Below are 14,906 nucleotides of genomic sequence, written 5' to 3' on the forward strand. Positions count from 1 at the left end.
ATCATTTTTATGCTTTCTCAAGCCGATGGCGCAACTGTTCAACATATTCGCCCGAACCCGTCACAATCAGCCGATCGCCTTTTTGCAATTCCGTATCGCCATGAGGCACGATAAACTCATTCTCGCGGAAAATACGGACGATAATACAGTCGCCCATAAATGGAAAACGACGAAGCGTGATCCCGTCATAATCCGGATTGTTCATGGCCACTTCATGCAGTGTTGTATCTTTGTTGATCATCATCCGCGCCACCCTTGGTGATTCGATGGACGCCCGCAGCATGGAACTGGTTGAGCGGAGCACAGATAACACTTCAATCCCCTCGTCGTTCAACCGCTCCACTTGTTTCGGGCTTTCTGCAAGCACCAAAACTCGCCCAACCCCTTGTTCCTTCGCCGCTAGCGCCACATCAGCGTTCACCTTCTCATTCCCAGTCCAAGCGACAACAATGTCAGCCGCAAAAGCTCCCTGCTCTTCCAACGCCTCTTTTGTGTAATCAGCGATACGAACGATGGAGAAAACATCGCCCGCTCCTGTTCGCTCCATGTCTTCCCGCTGAGCATGAAAAAGCCTTACGTCGTATCGATGCAAATCAAGCTCCCGGGCAGCCGCCAAGGTAAACTGATTCACTCCGATGAGTGATACGGTGATTTTTCCTTCGTCTTTCGGGCGAACAAACAATTTTTTAAACAAAGTCGGTGCCACAATGCTAGACAAAACAGCTACTAAAACGAGCGCCCCTTCCATCGTCTCATCGATCATCCCGATCCGTTTGGCGATGGCAGCTGCCGCAATGACAAGCGACAATGTCGACACAAGCAAAAACGAGGCGGCCAACGTCATTTTCGTATCATACCAAATGCGGAGCAAAAACACCGGGACGACTTTCGATACGATCAGCGCCAAAAAAAGAAACGGAATCATCATTAAAATCGTTGGTTCAGTGATGAGCGAACGTAAATTTAAATCAACACCGACCATGACAAAGAAGATGGGAATGAGAAAACCGTAGCCAAACGAATCAAGCTGATGGCGCAACTCTTTATTCGGCGACAACAGCGAAACGAGCACCCCGGCTAAAAATGCTCCTAAAATGTTTTCCGCTCCAAATGTCTCGGACAATGCGACGAGCACAATCATCAAAGTAAATACCGCGCGGGTTCCGATTTGAACTGTTCCCTTCGCCATTGTCTCGACAAACGACCGTCTCTTGAAATGTTTTCCGACAAAATAAAACACGACCCCGCAAGCAAATAAGCCAAGCAACAGCCATGTACTTCCATGTTCAGGCTCATAAAGCGAAACGAACACAGCCAGCAAAATCATTGTCGCTAAATCAGCAATCACCGCAACAAGTAAAATTGTCTGTCCAATGGTTGTCTCCATCAAGTTTGTATCTTTTAACGTTGGCACAACGACCCCGAGGGAAATGGTCGAAATGATGAGTGTCATGAAAAACGCGTTGTCTATATAACCAAAGACGACAAATAAATAGGAAAGACCGTACGACAAAGCAAAAATCGCCACAAAAATGAGTGGAGCAACTCCAAACGGATTTGGTTCTTTTCTTTGTTTGCCGGTTGTTTTCGGTTGATTGGCAAACATCGAAAAGTCAATTTCCAGCCCACTTAAAAACATTAAAAACAAAAAACCAAGCGTAGACAACGTCTCAATCCACATGTCCGGTTGTACAAGATCAAACCCTGTTTTTCCGATCACAATGCCAACGAGAATTTCCGCCACCACGACCGGAATGATTTGCAACCGAAGCCGATTTAATGCGATAGGCGTTAAAAACGCCGCAACAACAACAATCAATAACGAAGTGAGCGATGACTGTTCGGCCATAACTTTCCCCTTTCCAAACGAACATTCCTAAAAGGCCGTCGGAGCCGTGTTCCTGCCAAACGAGAACAGAGCGGCTCATCCGTGTTTAGCGGCAGCCACCGCCAAAATCAATTTACGGCCTTCTAGACTTTTCATCTTAACGAATTTTAAGGCGCGGTGCAACTGAATCGCTGTTTCCACCTCGGCCGATTTTAAGCAGTCATCGTTTTTGTAGACACACGACAAGATGACATTGAGTCGGGAAACGATTCCTTCCTTTGTTGTATAGGATATTTGCTTGAAATTTTGTCACTTGACCCACTTGTTCGTTTAGGCAGCTATCCATCTAGCAAAAAGAGATGCCCGCAAAAGAGCGTGCATCTCTTTCGCTCATCATCCCTTGCGTGCCATCCGCTCATGAATGCGAAAGCGGCGCTGCTCCTTTCGCTTGAACAATCAAGTCAAACTCACGCACCGATGTCATCCGTTCATCGACAAGCCCCCGCTCCCAGACACGTTGCAAAAACAGCTCAGCGATCAATCGATTTCGCTCATTTTCTTGCCCGCGCTCGAGAGCAATGATGCTCAAATACACATCGCACATCCGGTTGGCCACCGTTTTCGCATGAAATGTCTGCACTTCCTCCGCCTGGCCGCCAAGACGTGCGAGTGCTGCCACCAATTCCTTAAGCCCCTCTGCCACGGGACGAGCGAGCAGCTTCATCTCGTCCGCCACCCTCTCGAGCCGTGCCTTCATCTCGGCGGCAAACCGCTCGTGGATACGGTATTTGCGCATGAGCCGCAGCACCTCGAGCGCCAAAATGTTGGCTGTCCCTTCCCAGACGGTCAGCACTTGGGCGTCACGAAGCAGACGCGGGGTGACAAAATCCTCAATGTACCCGTTGCCACCGTGCATTTCAATCGCTTCATGGCTAAACGCGATCGCCTCTTCGGCCGTACGCATCTTAAGAAGGGCAATCAGAAGCCTGAGCCATGCTTTCTCCGATTCATCTGCCTCATGTGGCGCGGTCATGACGCGGTCAAACAAGGCGACCATCTCAAAGCAGGCGCTCGTTTCCACTTCTTGACGCGCCGTCAAGTCGGCGAGCGTCCCGCGCACCATTGGGTAATCGGTCAGTTGATGGCCAAACGCCGTGCGCCGCTCGGCGTATTGTTTCGCTTCCTCGAGCGCCCGCTTCATGATACCGACTGAGGCGATCGCATTGCAAACACGAGACAAATTGAGCGCTTCCATCATATAATAAAAACCTTTTCGCGGATCGCCGACGACATAAGCCTTGGCTCCATCAAACACAACTTCGGCGGACGGCACGGCGCGCACACCTAATTTATCCTTTAAACGGCGGATGGTGATGCCGTTTAACGTCCCATCCTCGTTGCGCCATGGAACGAGAAACAAGCTCAACCCTTTCGTCCCTGGCCCGCTCCCGTCGATGCGCGCCAACACGAGCGCTACGCCGCAGCGCCCGGCATTGCTGGCAAAATATTTTTCTCCGTACAGTTTATAATGATCCCCGCACGGTACAGCGCGCACTGCATTGGCCCCAACATCCGACCCGCCTTGCCGCTCAGTTAAAAACGTCGCCCCTTCATACAGCTCGATCTCACCGGTGGAAATGACATGAGGCAAGTACCGAGTTTTTAACTCATGATCAGCGAAATGTTCAAGCACATACGCCGTCGCCATCGTCAGTGTCACCGGGCAATAAAACCCGGGCTCGGCTTGCGATAAGATGTATCCTTGGGCGTACGAGTAAATATAGTTTCCTTGTTTCCCGAGCTCGGGAATCGGTTTATGCACATAGCCGACGATTCCCGTTTCATACGTCTGTTTCGCCGTCTGTTCGTATCCTTCATTCACCCACACTTCGGAAATGTCGTTTCCAAAACGGTCGTACTTCATTAGACGCGGTTGCCCTTCACGGTCGGTATGCACAGCGCGGCGGTCGACCTCCGTCAAGCAAAATTCGTAAAACGATTCAATTTTTTCTTCAGCATACTGGTACAATTCATCATCCAAATACCGTTTCAAATTGGCAAGCAAATTCGGATCGGCTTCACGAAGCGGTTTCATCGTCCCTCCCCTTTCCTCTTTTCTCATCATCCCTGTACTTCCTGCGCCGCCTCCCGCGCCCGGAGCACTTGTTTCAACACTTTTCCCGTCGCGTTGCGCGGCAATTCAGCAATCGCCTCATACAAGCGGGGAATTTTATAGTCAGCCAGCTTACCAGATAGGAAGCGCTTACAATCCTCAGCAAGCAACTCAAGCGGCGCACTCAGCACAACGAACGCTTTCGCTGTTTCGCCCCACTCCGGATGAGGCACACCGATCACGGCGACATCAGCGATCGCTGGATGCGTCCGCAGCACATCTTCGACTTCCTTCGGATAAATGTTAACTCCTCCAGAAATAATGACATCTTTCTTCCGATCGACGATCCAAATGTAGCCGTCCTCATCACGGCGCGCCAAGTCCCCCGTGTACAGCCAGCCGTTTCGGATCACATCATTCGTTTTTTCCTCATCTTTGTAGTATCCTTTCATCACGCTTTCGCCGCGCAACACGATCTCGCCGACTTCACCAGGCGCAACTTCATTTCCTTGTTCATCGACGATCGCCACTTCACAATGGAGGGCGGCATATTTACCGACACTTCCTGCTTTTTCTTCATGTTCCTCAGGAGCTAAATACGTACCGTTCGGGCCGGCCTCCGTTAATCCGTATAGGCACATCACCCGCTCAGCGCCAAAACGGCTGGCAACAAACCGCACTTCCTCGCGCGACAGCGGAGCCCCTCCGTACATCCAATAACGGACGGAAGACAGGTCGTAATCCATAAACCGAGGGTGTTTTGCCGTTAACAAATACGCCACTGGTGCGCCGAAAAAGTGAGTAATCTTATGCCGCTCCACCAATTCAAGCAACGCCTCAGGGGAGAACGCGGGCGCTACGACGTGAGTGGCGCCGACATACATACCACCGACGAAAAACAGATGAAGCGGTGCCGAATGACTAAGCGGCATCAGGTGCAGCAAGCGGCTATGGCGATCGATTTTCGTTTCGATCACGATCATGTCCGCAACCGTGATAATATTGCGATGAGTGAACAACACACCTTTCGGTCGCCCGGTTGTTCCCGATGTATACAAAATCGTCGCTTCATCCTCTTCTTTAGCCGAACAGACGATCTCCTTTGGATCCCCCGAACCGATCAACTCCTCAAGCGACCGCCAGCCATCTTCCTCCTTTCCTGTCTTGATCCAAATGACATCGCTTTTACCAACAAGCGGAACGAGCGCCTGATGCACTGAATCGTGGGCGATGAGCGCCTTCGCATCGCTATGATCCAAAATATACTGTACTTCCGATGCCGTAAGACGGGCGTTGATCGGCACGACAACCGCGCCAAGGCGCAAAACGGCAAAGTACGAAAACACAAACTCTTTTGTGTTGGGCATATACAACGCGATTTTATCACCGCACCCCAACCCGAGCCGAGCGAGCGATGACGCCAAACGGTTGACCGTTCGGTTCACTTCAGCATACGAAAGCTCCGTTTCCCCATCAATGACCGCCGTTTTTTCAGGAAACTTCCTCGCATGACGGGCGAGAAGTTCAGAAATGTTCATTCAGCTCTATCCTCCCATTCTCGCAATCGCTTTTCAAAATCGGAAAGCAACGCCTCCATCTCCGCCTTCAGCTTCAGCAAATCGTCAATCCGCTCGCTCACCTCCTTAATTTTTTTACGTCCATATTCGACCGTTTTTTCGAGTTGTTTCTTTCCGGTGCGATCCTCATCAAACAGCGCAATCATCTCATGAATTTCCTCAAGCGAAAAGCCGAACCGTTTGCCGCGCAAAATGAGCTTGAGCTTTGCCCGCTCCTTTTTCGTATACAGCCGTTGCCCTGACTCCGTCCGAATCGGGGTAAGCAGCCCGCGCTCTTCATAATAGCGGATCGTCCGTGTGCTTACATGAAACTCCTGCGCCAAATCAGAAATGGTAAAATAGCCCATCGTAATCCTTTCTGTAGATTTAATATTCTGAATTTTATTTTAATTGACGTTGACGTAAAAGTCAATCAACCTCCTGCTTTCTCATCAAAGAAAAAAGGTGTCTCAACAGAAACGAGACACCCTTTGCATGAAGACGGATAAAACCTCACCCGCCCGCTCCTGTGTAAAAGCGCAAAGCAAAGCGCCAAAAGCGGCGGGCAAGCCATAAAAAGAGAATGGCCACAGCCAAAGCGGCAAGCACTGTCGAAACACTCCATTTTCCAAGCAGCGCCAGCGCAGGTGTATTCGTAATTAATACAGCCGGCAACACGTAAGTGATCACCATCCGGACCGCGCCGCGGTACATGCTGCCAGGAAAGCGAGCCGTTTCAAAAAATGAATCGAAAATAAACGACAAGTCATCGATGCGCACGACCCAAAACGACGTCGTCATCAGCATCATCCATAGCGAATAAATCAACAAAAGCGAAGCAGCCATAACGACAAGAAACATAAGTACATCGACCGCCGACGGAACATAGCGCTCGATATACAAGCCATAGCCGATGACGCCGAGGCCGAGTGCCACATCAATGAGCCGCCAAAAGACAAGATGGCGGAAGCTGACGTAAAACATGCTGTCGACCGGTTTTGTCAAAATGTAATCGAGCGTACCACGCCTGACGTGTTCAAGCAGACGCGGCATGTTCGGACGAAGGGCGAAGTCAATGAACCCGCGCAGCATATTAAAGATGCCGAGCAACACAAGCACTTCTGCATACGTCCAGCCTCCTAAATCATCCGTCTGGTAAAAAAAGATATGGACGGTGAGCAGCGCCATGCCAACGCCAAAAAAACTAGCTGCAAAATTGCCAAAAAATTCGCTTCGATACTCCATTTCTTCCACAAAACAGGCACGGAAAAATTCGCGGAACACCCGCCCGTATCGCCGCATAGTCATCCACCTACCGCTTGATTTTTTTTCATTCCCGCCTTCCACAGCCATTGTAAAACAGCGGCCAACACAAGCAGCCACCCTGCCGCGATGGCAAAGCCGCGCACCAATTCCTCCGCTCTCACCGCTCCGGTGGCGATTTCAATCGGGAAGCTGATCATATAGCGGAACGGCAGCCATTCGCTCCATTCCCGAAGCTGCGGCGGAAGCATTTCAAGCGGCGCGATTCTTCCCGACAAAAACAATGAAATGACATCGATGACGCCGTACACGGCCGCCACTTTGGTCACCCAAAACGCAAGCAACCCACACGAGTAACTCAGCAAAAAGCGAAGGGCGGCACTGAGCACGACGGCCGCCAAAAACCACCCGATTTGGCTTCCTGTCATATGCGGGCGAAGCGCTGGCCAATACACCGCTCCTACCATCCAAACCGGCACTAAAATGACGAGAAACAACCATTTATAGACGATATTTTCCGCAATCGCCCAATGAATCGGATGAAGCGGCCGCAACAACAAGTTTGAAAACGTCCCTTCGCGGATTTCACGGTCAAGCTCCCATACATCCCATGCGCTCGTCATCCGTTCGACAAAAATAACGGCCATAAAATAAAAGAGAAACGACTCGCTCTCTTCCGGATGAATGTTCATCCAAACGAACATCGTAATGAGCGGCTGGGTGATGGCGCCCGTCATCCAAACGAACGTCGCCAAGCGGTACGCGAGCATTTCGATATACTTCATACGCAGCAGGGCGATATATTTACGAACCATATACACCCTCCTGAAACGCGCGCGTAATCACTTCCTCAAGGGGTGGGTCTTCAATATTAATATCACGGACATCAAACCGCTCCAATAACCGCGCCGCCGTCCCCGCCGCCGTCTCACGCGCCACTCTGAGCACGACCGTTCCCTCTTCCATTTCCGCTACTTCGCCATACTCGTCCCAGCTGATGTTTGGGAGCCGCGAAAACCGGACTTCAAGCCGCTTGTACGGCGCCAGCTTCTCCGTCAACACCGAGAGCTCCCCATCGTAAATGAGCCGCCCATAGTTGATGATCATCACCCGGTCACAAAGGGCCGCGACATCGCCCATGTAATGCGATGTCAACAAAATGGTCGTCTCATGCTCTCGGTTGTAATCGACAATAAAGCGGCGCACGTTTTCTTGCGTATGAACGTCAAGCCCGATCGTCGGCTCATCTAAAAACAACACTTGCGGTCGATGCAAAAGCGCCGCCGCCAACTCGCAGCGCATCCGCTGTCCAAGCGACAAGCTGCGCGTCGGTTTGTCCAACAACGGCGCTAAATCGAGCAGCTCAGTAAGCTCTTCTAACGTCTGGCGGAATGATCGATCGTCGATGTCATAAATCGCTTTATTGACCAAAAACGTCTCCATCGGCGGAATGTCCCAAATGAGCTGGCTTTTTTGCCCCATCACCAAGCTCATCATCTTTTTAAACTCCGCCTTTTGTTCAAACGGCACAAAACCGCCGACCGTGATTTCCCCTGACGTCGGGTGCAACAGGCCGGCAAGCATCTTCATCGTCGTCGTTTTCCCCGCTCCGTTCGGGCCTAAAAAACCGACGATCTCCCCTTTTTCGATCGTAAACGAAACATCTTTGACCGCCTCGACAATCCGGTAGTCACGGCGCCATAAACTGCGCACCGCCTCGAGCCATCCGGCTTCGCGGCGATGGACACGGAACGATTTATGCAAATGGCTGACACGGATTACCATGTTCATCCTCCAATATGCGCATGCTGTTGACATTCTTTTGTTATATCACATTCGAAGGATATGCTGCAAAGAAAAATGTTTCGGCATCTTTCCTCTATGGTTCCCTTCTTTCGTCTTGTATAATGAAAAAAGAAGCGAACGAGAAAGGAGATTGTCGAATGGCGAACATTACGAATGAAATGATTTGGCAAGCCATCAAAGAACTTGCCGGTCAGCTTCAACAAACAAACAGGCAAGTCGAGCAACTCGGCAAACAAGTGCTGCAAACGAATGAGCAAGTACAGCGGATCGGCAAACAAGTACAGCAACTCTCCCAACAAACGCAACAAACGAATGAACAACTCAACCAATTAAGCGAGCAAGTGTCCGATATGAACGAACGGCTCACCGATGTCGCCAACGGCCAAAACATTTTGGTTGAAGAACTGTTTGAAAACAAAAAAGAGATGAAGCGCGTCAAAACGGCGTTCAATCTGTATTAAAGCCGGCGCTGTTCACCATTTCAACAGGTTCCCCTCGATTGATTTCTCATCTTCGCTTCACTCATCGAACGGAGTTTTTCTTTTTGGCTAAAAGACCGGCAATTGAGCTACAACTACGGTGGAAAAGACGCATTTCTCAAAAGAACCTTTCGAACTCCAACTTCTAACGCATCTAAAAACGGTTTAATGAAAAGGGTTGTTTTTTACAGCCTTTCTAGCACATAGCGAAACACGCTGGACACATGTCCATGGCTTCATGAGCCTATCCCGTTTGATTGGCGTCTGCCGCAAATTCCGCTCCCACCGTGGATGCCTGTCCCTCTCCTTCTCCATCCCCGACCATACAATAAGAACAAGGGGACAAAGCACCCCTTTCATTTTGAACGAAGGGAAGAGGATAGGATGAATTGGGAATCGAGAAGAGATTTATGCCGGGAGTTTGCTAGTATTCTCGGTGGAACAGGGAGCTTGATAAACGGGGTCTGTTTTGTGCAGAAGTTTCGGGATATTCCGTTTACCATCATGGGCAGACGAACAAATTCTCCGCTCGTCAACCCGCAACTATTTTCCTTTGAAAGTTTAGACAGTCAAGGAAACGCCTTAAATCTTGGGGAAACAGTGTTGCTTCAAGAAGAAGTCAACCCGCTGCTGCGGGAGTTGAAAAAACGGGGCATTACCGTCACCGCGGTCCACAACCATTGGTTATTCGAACGGCCGCGGGCGATGTATATGCACTTTCAGTCGATCGAGCCCCCGCTTGAGTTTGCCCGTAAAGTGCGGGAAGCGTTTCGGGTGTTAAAAGACTAGCGGAGCGGGATGGAGCGCCCTTTTATTGTCTAAGATGAGCCGCCTTCATCGCCCTAGCGTCGCCAAAACGGGTCTAGCGACTCCTGCTAGGAAAAAGTGTCTCCGCAGAACATTTCTCCTGTCTAGCAGTTTTCCATCCGTTTGTGGAGATAGCAGAGCACTCCCCTTTGTCGAGTAGACGATTGGAAATCAGACGAAGGTCGAAGCTTTCAGGAACACTTACAGTCCATTCCATGCTCTTTTTGAAAACATCCCCCCGAGCCTATGCCTCGGGGGGATGTTTTTGCCGATCTTCTAGCGATTAGTAATAAGAACTCAACAGCAAACACTTGTTTTTGACTTGGTTATCCCATTCGTCCTACCAGTCTTTCTCTTGCTTTAGGAAAAATGTTCACTCGTTTTCCATTTCACCGCCATCGTCTTCGCCAGCTCAAGGAAAAAGTCGAGTGCCTCCGGATTGGCCATTGAACCTGGGTTGACCGCTTTTTCGAGCGGGAAGCCTAAGAGTAGTTTGCGAATCGGGATTTCCATTTTCTTTCCGTTTAACGTCTTTGGAATTTGCTTCACCTCATAAATGTCATCCGGAACGAAGCGCGGCGAGACATGTTGCCGGATCGACTGGCGAATGCGGTCTTTCAGCTCATCATCGAGCTCCACGCCCGACTTAAGAACGACAAATAGCGGCATGAACGATTGCTTGCCCATCATTTCCAAGTCAACAACAAGGCTCTCGAGCACCCCGTCAACCGCTTCAACGGCGCGGTAAATTTCACTCGTGCCCATGCGGACGCCGGCGCGGTTGATCGTTGAGTCGGAGCGGCCGTAAATGACGCAGCCGCCTTGTTCGTCAATTTTAATCCAATCACCGTGCTTCCAGACACCCGGATACGTGTCGAAATAGCTGTTCCGGTACCTCTCCCCGTCCGGGTCATTCCAGAAAAAGAGCGGCATCGACGGCATCGGCTTCGTAATGACGAGCTCACCGACTTCATTGACAAGCGGTTGGCCGTTTTCATCAAACGCCTGCACATCGGCTCCTAGCGCACGGCATGAGAGGACACCGGCACGCACCGGCAAAATCGGCGAACCGACGACAAACGCGGTGCACACATCTGTTCCACCGCTGCACGATGCCAGACAAATGTCGTCCTTCACGTTTTCATACACCCAGGCGAACCCTTCGACCGTCAGCGGCGAGCCGGTCGAAAGCACCTCCTCAAGCTTTGATAAATCATAGTGCTCCTTCGGTTTGAGACCGTGCTTCATGCAGACGTTAATAAACGCTGCGCTTGTGCCAAAATGGGTGATTCCCGCTTTCTCCGCGAGCTCCCATAAAACGTTGCCGTCCGGATATGTCGGACTGCCATCATAAAGAACTACGGTCGCCCCAGTAAGCAATCCACCGACTAAATAATTCCACATCATCCATCCGGTCGTCGTAAACCAGAAAAACGTGCTCTCCGGCGTCAAATTATCAGAGATCGACAGCGCTTTCAAATGTTCAAGCAAAATGCCGCCATGCCCTTGGACAATTGGCTTTGGCAAACCAGTCGTTCCCGAAGAATACAAAATCCAGAGCGGATGATTAAACGGAACGTTTTCATAAACAAGCTCCGCCTTATTGGCCACCACATCGTCCCACAGCACCACCCCGTCATCAGGTGCCTCCATTTGTTCACGCCAATACGGAAGCAGCACCGTCTTTTTCAATGACGGCAGCTTGGTGCGCAACTCAGAAACGACGGGCATTTTATCAAACTCTTTGCCGTTGTATTGGCAACCGTCGACGGCAAACAATACGGTCGGCTCGATTTGCACGAACCGGTCGATGACGCTGCCGGCGCCAAAGTCCGGCGAACAGCTTGACCAAATGGCGCCAATCGAGGCGCAAGCCAAAAACGCCATCACCGTCTCGGGAATATTCGGCATATAAGCTACCACACGATCGCCGCGCTTCACTCCCATTTCCCGCAGTGCCTGAGCGATCGCTGCTGTCTTTTCGGTCAGCTCTTGCCATGATACTTCCCGGTATGGGACACGTTCGGAACGGAAAATCAGCGCCGGGCGGTCAGCACGCGCATGGCGGAAAATATGTTTCGCATAGTTGAGCGTCGCGCCTGGAAACCACTCCGCCCCTGGCATCTTTCGCTCCCGCAGCACACATTCATACGGTGTCTCTGCCTGCACACCAGTGTATTCCCAAACCGTTTCCCAAAACTGTTCAAGCTGTTCGACCGACCATGTCCACAATTGGCGGTACGAGGCGAACGATAGCCCCTTGTTTTCTTTCAGCCAGTCCATATACCGCTGTATATTGGAATGTTTGATTTGTTCGTCCGTCGGTTGCCAAAGGATTGTCCCTTCCGTAATCGCTTTCATTTTGTCGTGCGTCAATGGACGCCGTCACCGCCTTCCTTCTGTTTTTTATTCAGACTATTTATATGATAACATTCTTTCATATTATTTTGAATATATGTTTCTTCGACATCCTTGTCGGAAAAGAACGGAACAAATCCATTGACAAAAAGCCGACACTGGAATAAGATAAACACAAAAGTTGGTCTTGGTAAAAAAAATGTCCCTTGTCAAAAATGTTGACGGGAGGGAAACTTTTATGGCTAAACGAAATAATCGGTGTCTCTCCGAGATGAAACCGGGGGAGCGATTCCGCATTGAGAAAGTGGCCATTCCTGACGCTGTGCTAAGACGAAGACTGCTTGATTTAGGTTTTGTACCCGGCGGGGAAGTCGAAGTCGGGCAGAGAAGCCCACTTGGCGACCCGACCGCTTATTATGTATGTGGAACAACGATTGCATTAAGAAAAGAAGAAAGTAATTACATTTATGGGGAGAAGATCGGTCATGATTAATGCGACATACACGATTGCCTTGATGGGGAATCCGAATACCGGAAAAAGCACGTTGTTTAACGTTCTGACGGGACTGCGCCAACATACTGGCAACTGGCCTGGAAAAACCGTCACCCATGCAGAAGGAGAATTTGTCTATCGCGGCATAGCGTATCGGATCGTGGATTTGCCGGGCACATACTCTCTCTATTCCAATTCGGCCGATGAAGAAGTGGCACGCGATTTCCTTCTGTTTGAACGTCCTAATATAACAATCGTTGTTGTTGATGCCACAGCACTCGAGCGCAACTTGAACTTGGTGCTTCAAGTATTGGAAATGACCGACCGCGTTATTGTCGCTATCAATCTCATAGATGAAGCAAAAAAGAAAGGCATTCGCATCAACACCAAAAAACTGGCAACCAAACTTGGCGTGCCGGTTGTGCCGATGTCTGCCCGCAACAAGGAAGGAATCGATGAGCTGTTAAAAACCGTAGATGCTTTCGTCCATGGCCAGCTTCACCCTACTCCGATCGCCGTTCCATACAGCGTAGAAATTGAACAAAGCATTGCCAAACTGCTTCCGCTCGTCAAAGAAATCGTGGGGGATGACTATCCGGCTCGCTGGGTCGCACTCCGGCTGCTTGACGGTGATACCTCACTTCTTAGCGCTTTGAACCAGCAGCCGCCACGGCTCACAAAGGAGGAAGCTCCGTATGCATGTTGCGGATCGGTCAAATCTGTTTGATCGTTTAATGGAAGAAGCACAATCGTTGGCACCAGCCGATACGCGCGAACAAATCGTCACCGCCATCTTTCAAACATCAGCCGCGCTTTGCCGGGAAACGGTCACAAATGCGCCTAAGGCCGCAAAAGACCACACTTTGCAAATCGATCGGATCGTCACATCGCGGCGCTGGGGATTCGTCATCATGCTGGCGATGCTCGCCGCTGTCCTTTACATGACGATCGCTGGAGCAAACGTATTGTCTGAATCGCTTGCCCACCTGTTCGGATGGGTAGAACAATATTTGACCCTGTTGTTTCAAGCCGTTCATGCACCTCACTGGTTGTACGGCCTCCTTGTGCTTGGCTTATACCGCGGCACCGCGTGGGTCGTCAGCGTGATGTTGCCGCCGATGGCCATTTTCTTTCCAGTGTTCGCCTTGCTCGAGAATTATGGCTATTTGCCACGCGTCGCCTTCAATCTTGACCGCCTGTTTAAAAAGGCGGGCGCACACGGCAAACAGGCGCTGACGATGGCTATGGGCTTTGGATGCAACGCCGCCGCCGTCATCTCAACACGCATTATCGAATCGCCGCGTGAGCGGACGCTCGCCATTTTGACGAACAGTTTCGTTCCTTGCAACGGGCGATGGCCGACGTTGATTTTGCTCTCTTCCTTATTTATGGCAGCTGGTTATACAGGGAGCTGGAACACACTCGTCACTGCCGCGGTGGTCGTCGCCATGGTACTGTTTGGCATCATCGTCACGTTAACCGTTTCATGGGTCTTATCCAAGACAGCCTTGCGCGGCATCCCAACCCATTACACTTTGGAACTGCCGCCATATCGGCGCCCGAAAATCGCTGAGACCGTCATTCGCGCCACACTGGATAAAACGTGGTACGTACTCAAACGCGCCGTCACCGTTGCCGCCCCAGCTGGTGTCATCACTTGGGTGCTCGGCAACGTCCCCATCGGCGACACAACCGCGCTTTCCGCTTTCGCTGGTTGGCTCGATCCGTTTGCGAAGACCATCGGACTTGACGGCTATATTTTGATGGCTTTTCTCTTAGGGCTTCCAGCCAACGAAATCGTCTTGCCGGTTTTGTTGATGGGGTATTTATCGGCCGGAGCGTTAACGGAAATCGATAGCCTCCATTCGCTCAAACATATTTTTCTCGCTCATGGATGGACGTGGCTGACGGCACTCAATATGATGCTGTTTTCACTTCTCCACTACCCGTGCGGCACGACGCTTGTCAACATTTACAAAGAAACGAAAAGCACGAAATGGACGTTCGTTGCCTTTGCCTTGCCGACAGCAATTGCTGTTGCCGTCACCTTTACGACCGCTCGGCTAGCGAGATGGCTTGGACTCGTATGACTATTGTGACGAAGAAATCAAACTATCACGCTACAAAGGAAACGATATACTTCTGCCATGAAGATCGTTCGCTCCCTCTATTTTTAGGGACAGAGGCGTTCCCGCACGATCTT

At 50.6% G+C, this 14,906-nt stretch carries 13 protein-coding genes; 5 read left to right on the top strand and 8 right to left on the bottom strand.

All coding sequences use genetic code 11. The features are described from left to right. Positions 1–7 precede the first annotated feature (7 nt). From DSM465_RS0106020 to DSM465_RS0106050, 7 genes are all read right to left on the bottom strand, one after another. On the bottom strand, positions 8–1,849 hold the full coding sequence (locus DSM465_RS0106020) for a monovalent cation:proton antiporter family protein (protein ID WP_029760899.1): 1,842 nt from the start codon (positions 1,847–1,849) through the stop codon (positions 8–10). A gap of 394 nt (positions 1,850–2,243) precedes the next feature. Beyond that, entirely contained in the window at positions 2,244–3,923 is a 1,680-nt protein-coding gene (locus tag DSM465_RS0106025) for an acyl-CoA dehydrogenase family protein (RefSeq protein ID WP_029760901.1), read from the bottom strand. A 26-nt stretch (positions 3,924–3,949) separates the two neighbouring features. Next, the gene (locus DSM465_RS0106030) at positions 3,950–5,479 is read right to left on the bottom strand and encodes a class I adenylate-forming enzyme family protein (RefSeq protein WP_029760902.1); all 1,530 of its coding nucleotides are present in this window, start codon (positions 5,477–5,479) and stop codon (positions 3,950–3,952) included. Then, complete coding sequence (locus DSM465_RS0106035; RefSeq protein ID WP_029760903.1) at positions 5,476–5,865, bottom strand: MerR family transcriptional regulator; 390 nt, start codon at positions 5,863–5,865, stop codon at positions 5,476–5,478. Before DSM465_RS0106035 ends, DSM465_RS0106030 begins: the two co-directional genes overlap by 4 nt. Before the next feature lie 145 nt (positions 5,866–6,010). Continuing rightward, positions 6,011–6,799, bottom strand: a complete 789-nt coding sequence (locus DSM465_RS0106040) for an ABC transporter permease (protein ID WP_029760904.1) — start codon at positions 6,797–6,799, stop codon at positions 6,011–6,013. A gap of 2 nt (positions 6,800–6,801) precedes the next feature. Next, entirely contained in the window at positions 6,802–7,575 is a 774-nt protein-coding gene (locus DSM465_RS0106045) for an ABC transporter permease (protein ID WP_029760905.1), read from the bottom strand. Next, positions 7,565–8,545, bottom strand: coding sequence for an ABC transporter ATP-binding protein (locus DSM465_RS0106050; protein ID WP_008879385.1), 981 nt, complete (start codon positions 8,543–8,545; stop codon positions 7,565–7,567). The genes DSM465_RS0106045 and DSM465_RS0106050 overlap by 11 nt, the downstream gene beginning before the upstream one ends. Before the next feature lie 158 nt (positions 8,546–8,703). Here DSM465_RS0106050 and DSM465_RS0106055 point away from each other — a divergent pair, with 158 nt between their 5' ends. Together DSM465_RS0106055 and DSM465_RS0106060 are read left to right on the top strand one after the other, a co-directional pair. Then, the gene (locus DSM465_RS0106055) at positions 8,704–9,027 is read left to right on the top strand and encodes a hypothetical protein (protein WP_008879386.1); all 324 of its coding nucleotides are present in this window, start codon (positions 8,704–8,706) and stop codon (positions 9,025–9,027) included. Between the two features lie 402 nt (positions 9,028–9,429). Next, entirely contained in the window at positions 9,430–9,834 is a 405-nt protein-coding gene (locus DSM465_RS0106060) for a DUF1259 domain-containing protein (protein WP_008879387.1), read from the top strand. Positions 9,835–10,212: 378 nt separating this feature from the next. Here DSM465_RS0106060 and DSM465_RS0106065 read toward each other — a convergent pair whose 3' ends face one another. Continuing rightward, positions 10,213–12,213 carry an acetoacetate--CoA ligase gene (locus tag DSM465_RS0106065; protein ID WP_029760906.1) on the bottom strand — a complete coding sequence of 667 codons (2,001 nt, stop codon included), beginning with the start codon at positions 12,211–12,213 and terminating at the stop codon, positions 10,213–10,215. Positions 12,214–12,448: 235 nt separating this feature from the next. Here DSM465_RS0106065 and DSM465_RS0106070 point away from each other — a divergent pair, with 235 nt between their 5' ends. The 3 genes from DSM465_RS0106070 to DSM465_RS0106080 are packed head-to-tail and all read left to right on the top strand — an operon-like array spanning position 12,449 to position 14,793. Then, entirely contained in the window at positions 12,449–12,703 is a 255-nt protein-coding gene (locus DSM465_RS0106070; protein ID WP_011887275.1) for a FeoA family protein, read from the top strand. Further along, positions 12,696–13,430: a FeoB small GTPase domain-containing protein gene (locus DSM465_RS0106075; RefSeq protein ID WP_008879390.1), complete on the top strand. Its 735-nt coding sequence runs from the start codon at positions 12,696–12,698 to the stop codon at positions 13,428–13,430. The genes DSM465_RS0106070 and DSM465_RS0106075 overlap by 8 nt, the downstream gene beginning before the upstream one ends. Next, complete coding sequence (locus DSM465_RS0106080) at positions 13,399–14,793, top strand: nucleoside recognition domain-containing protein (protein WP_008879391.1); 1,395 nt, start codon at positions 13,399–13,401, stop codon at positions 14,791–14,793. The genes DSM465_RS0106075 and DSM465_RS0106080 overlap by 32 nt, the downstream gene beginning before the upstream one ends. Positions 14,794–14,906: the final 113 nt, after the last annotated feature.

Source organism: Geobacillus thermodenitrificans subsp. thermodenitrificans DSM 465, assembly GCF_000496575.1.
Classification (GTDB): Bacteria; Bacillota; Bacilli; order Bacillales; family Anoxybacillaceae; genus Geobacillus; species Geobacillus thermodenitrificans.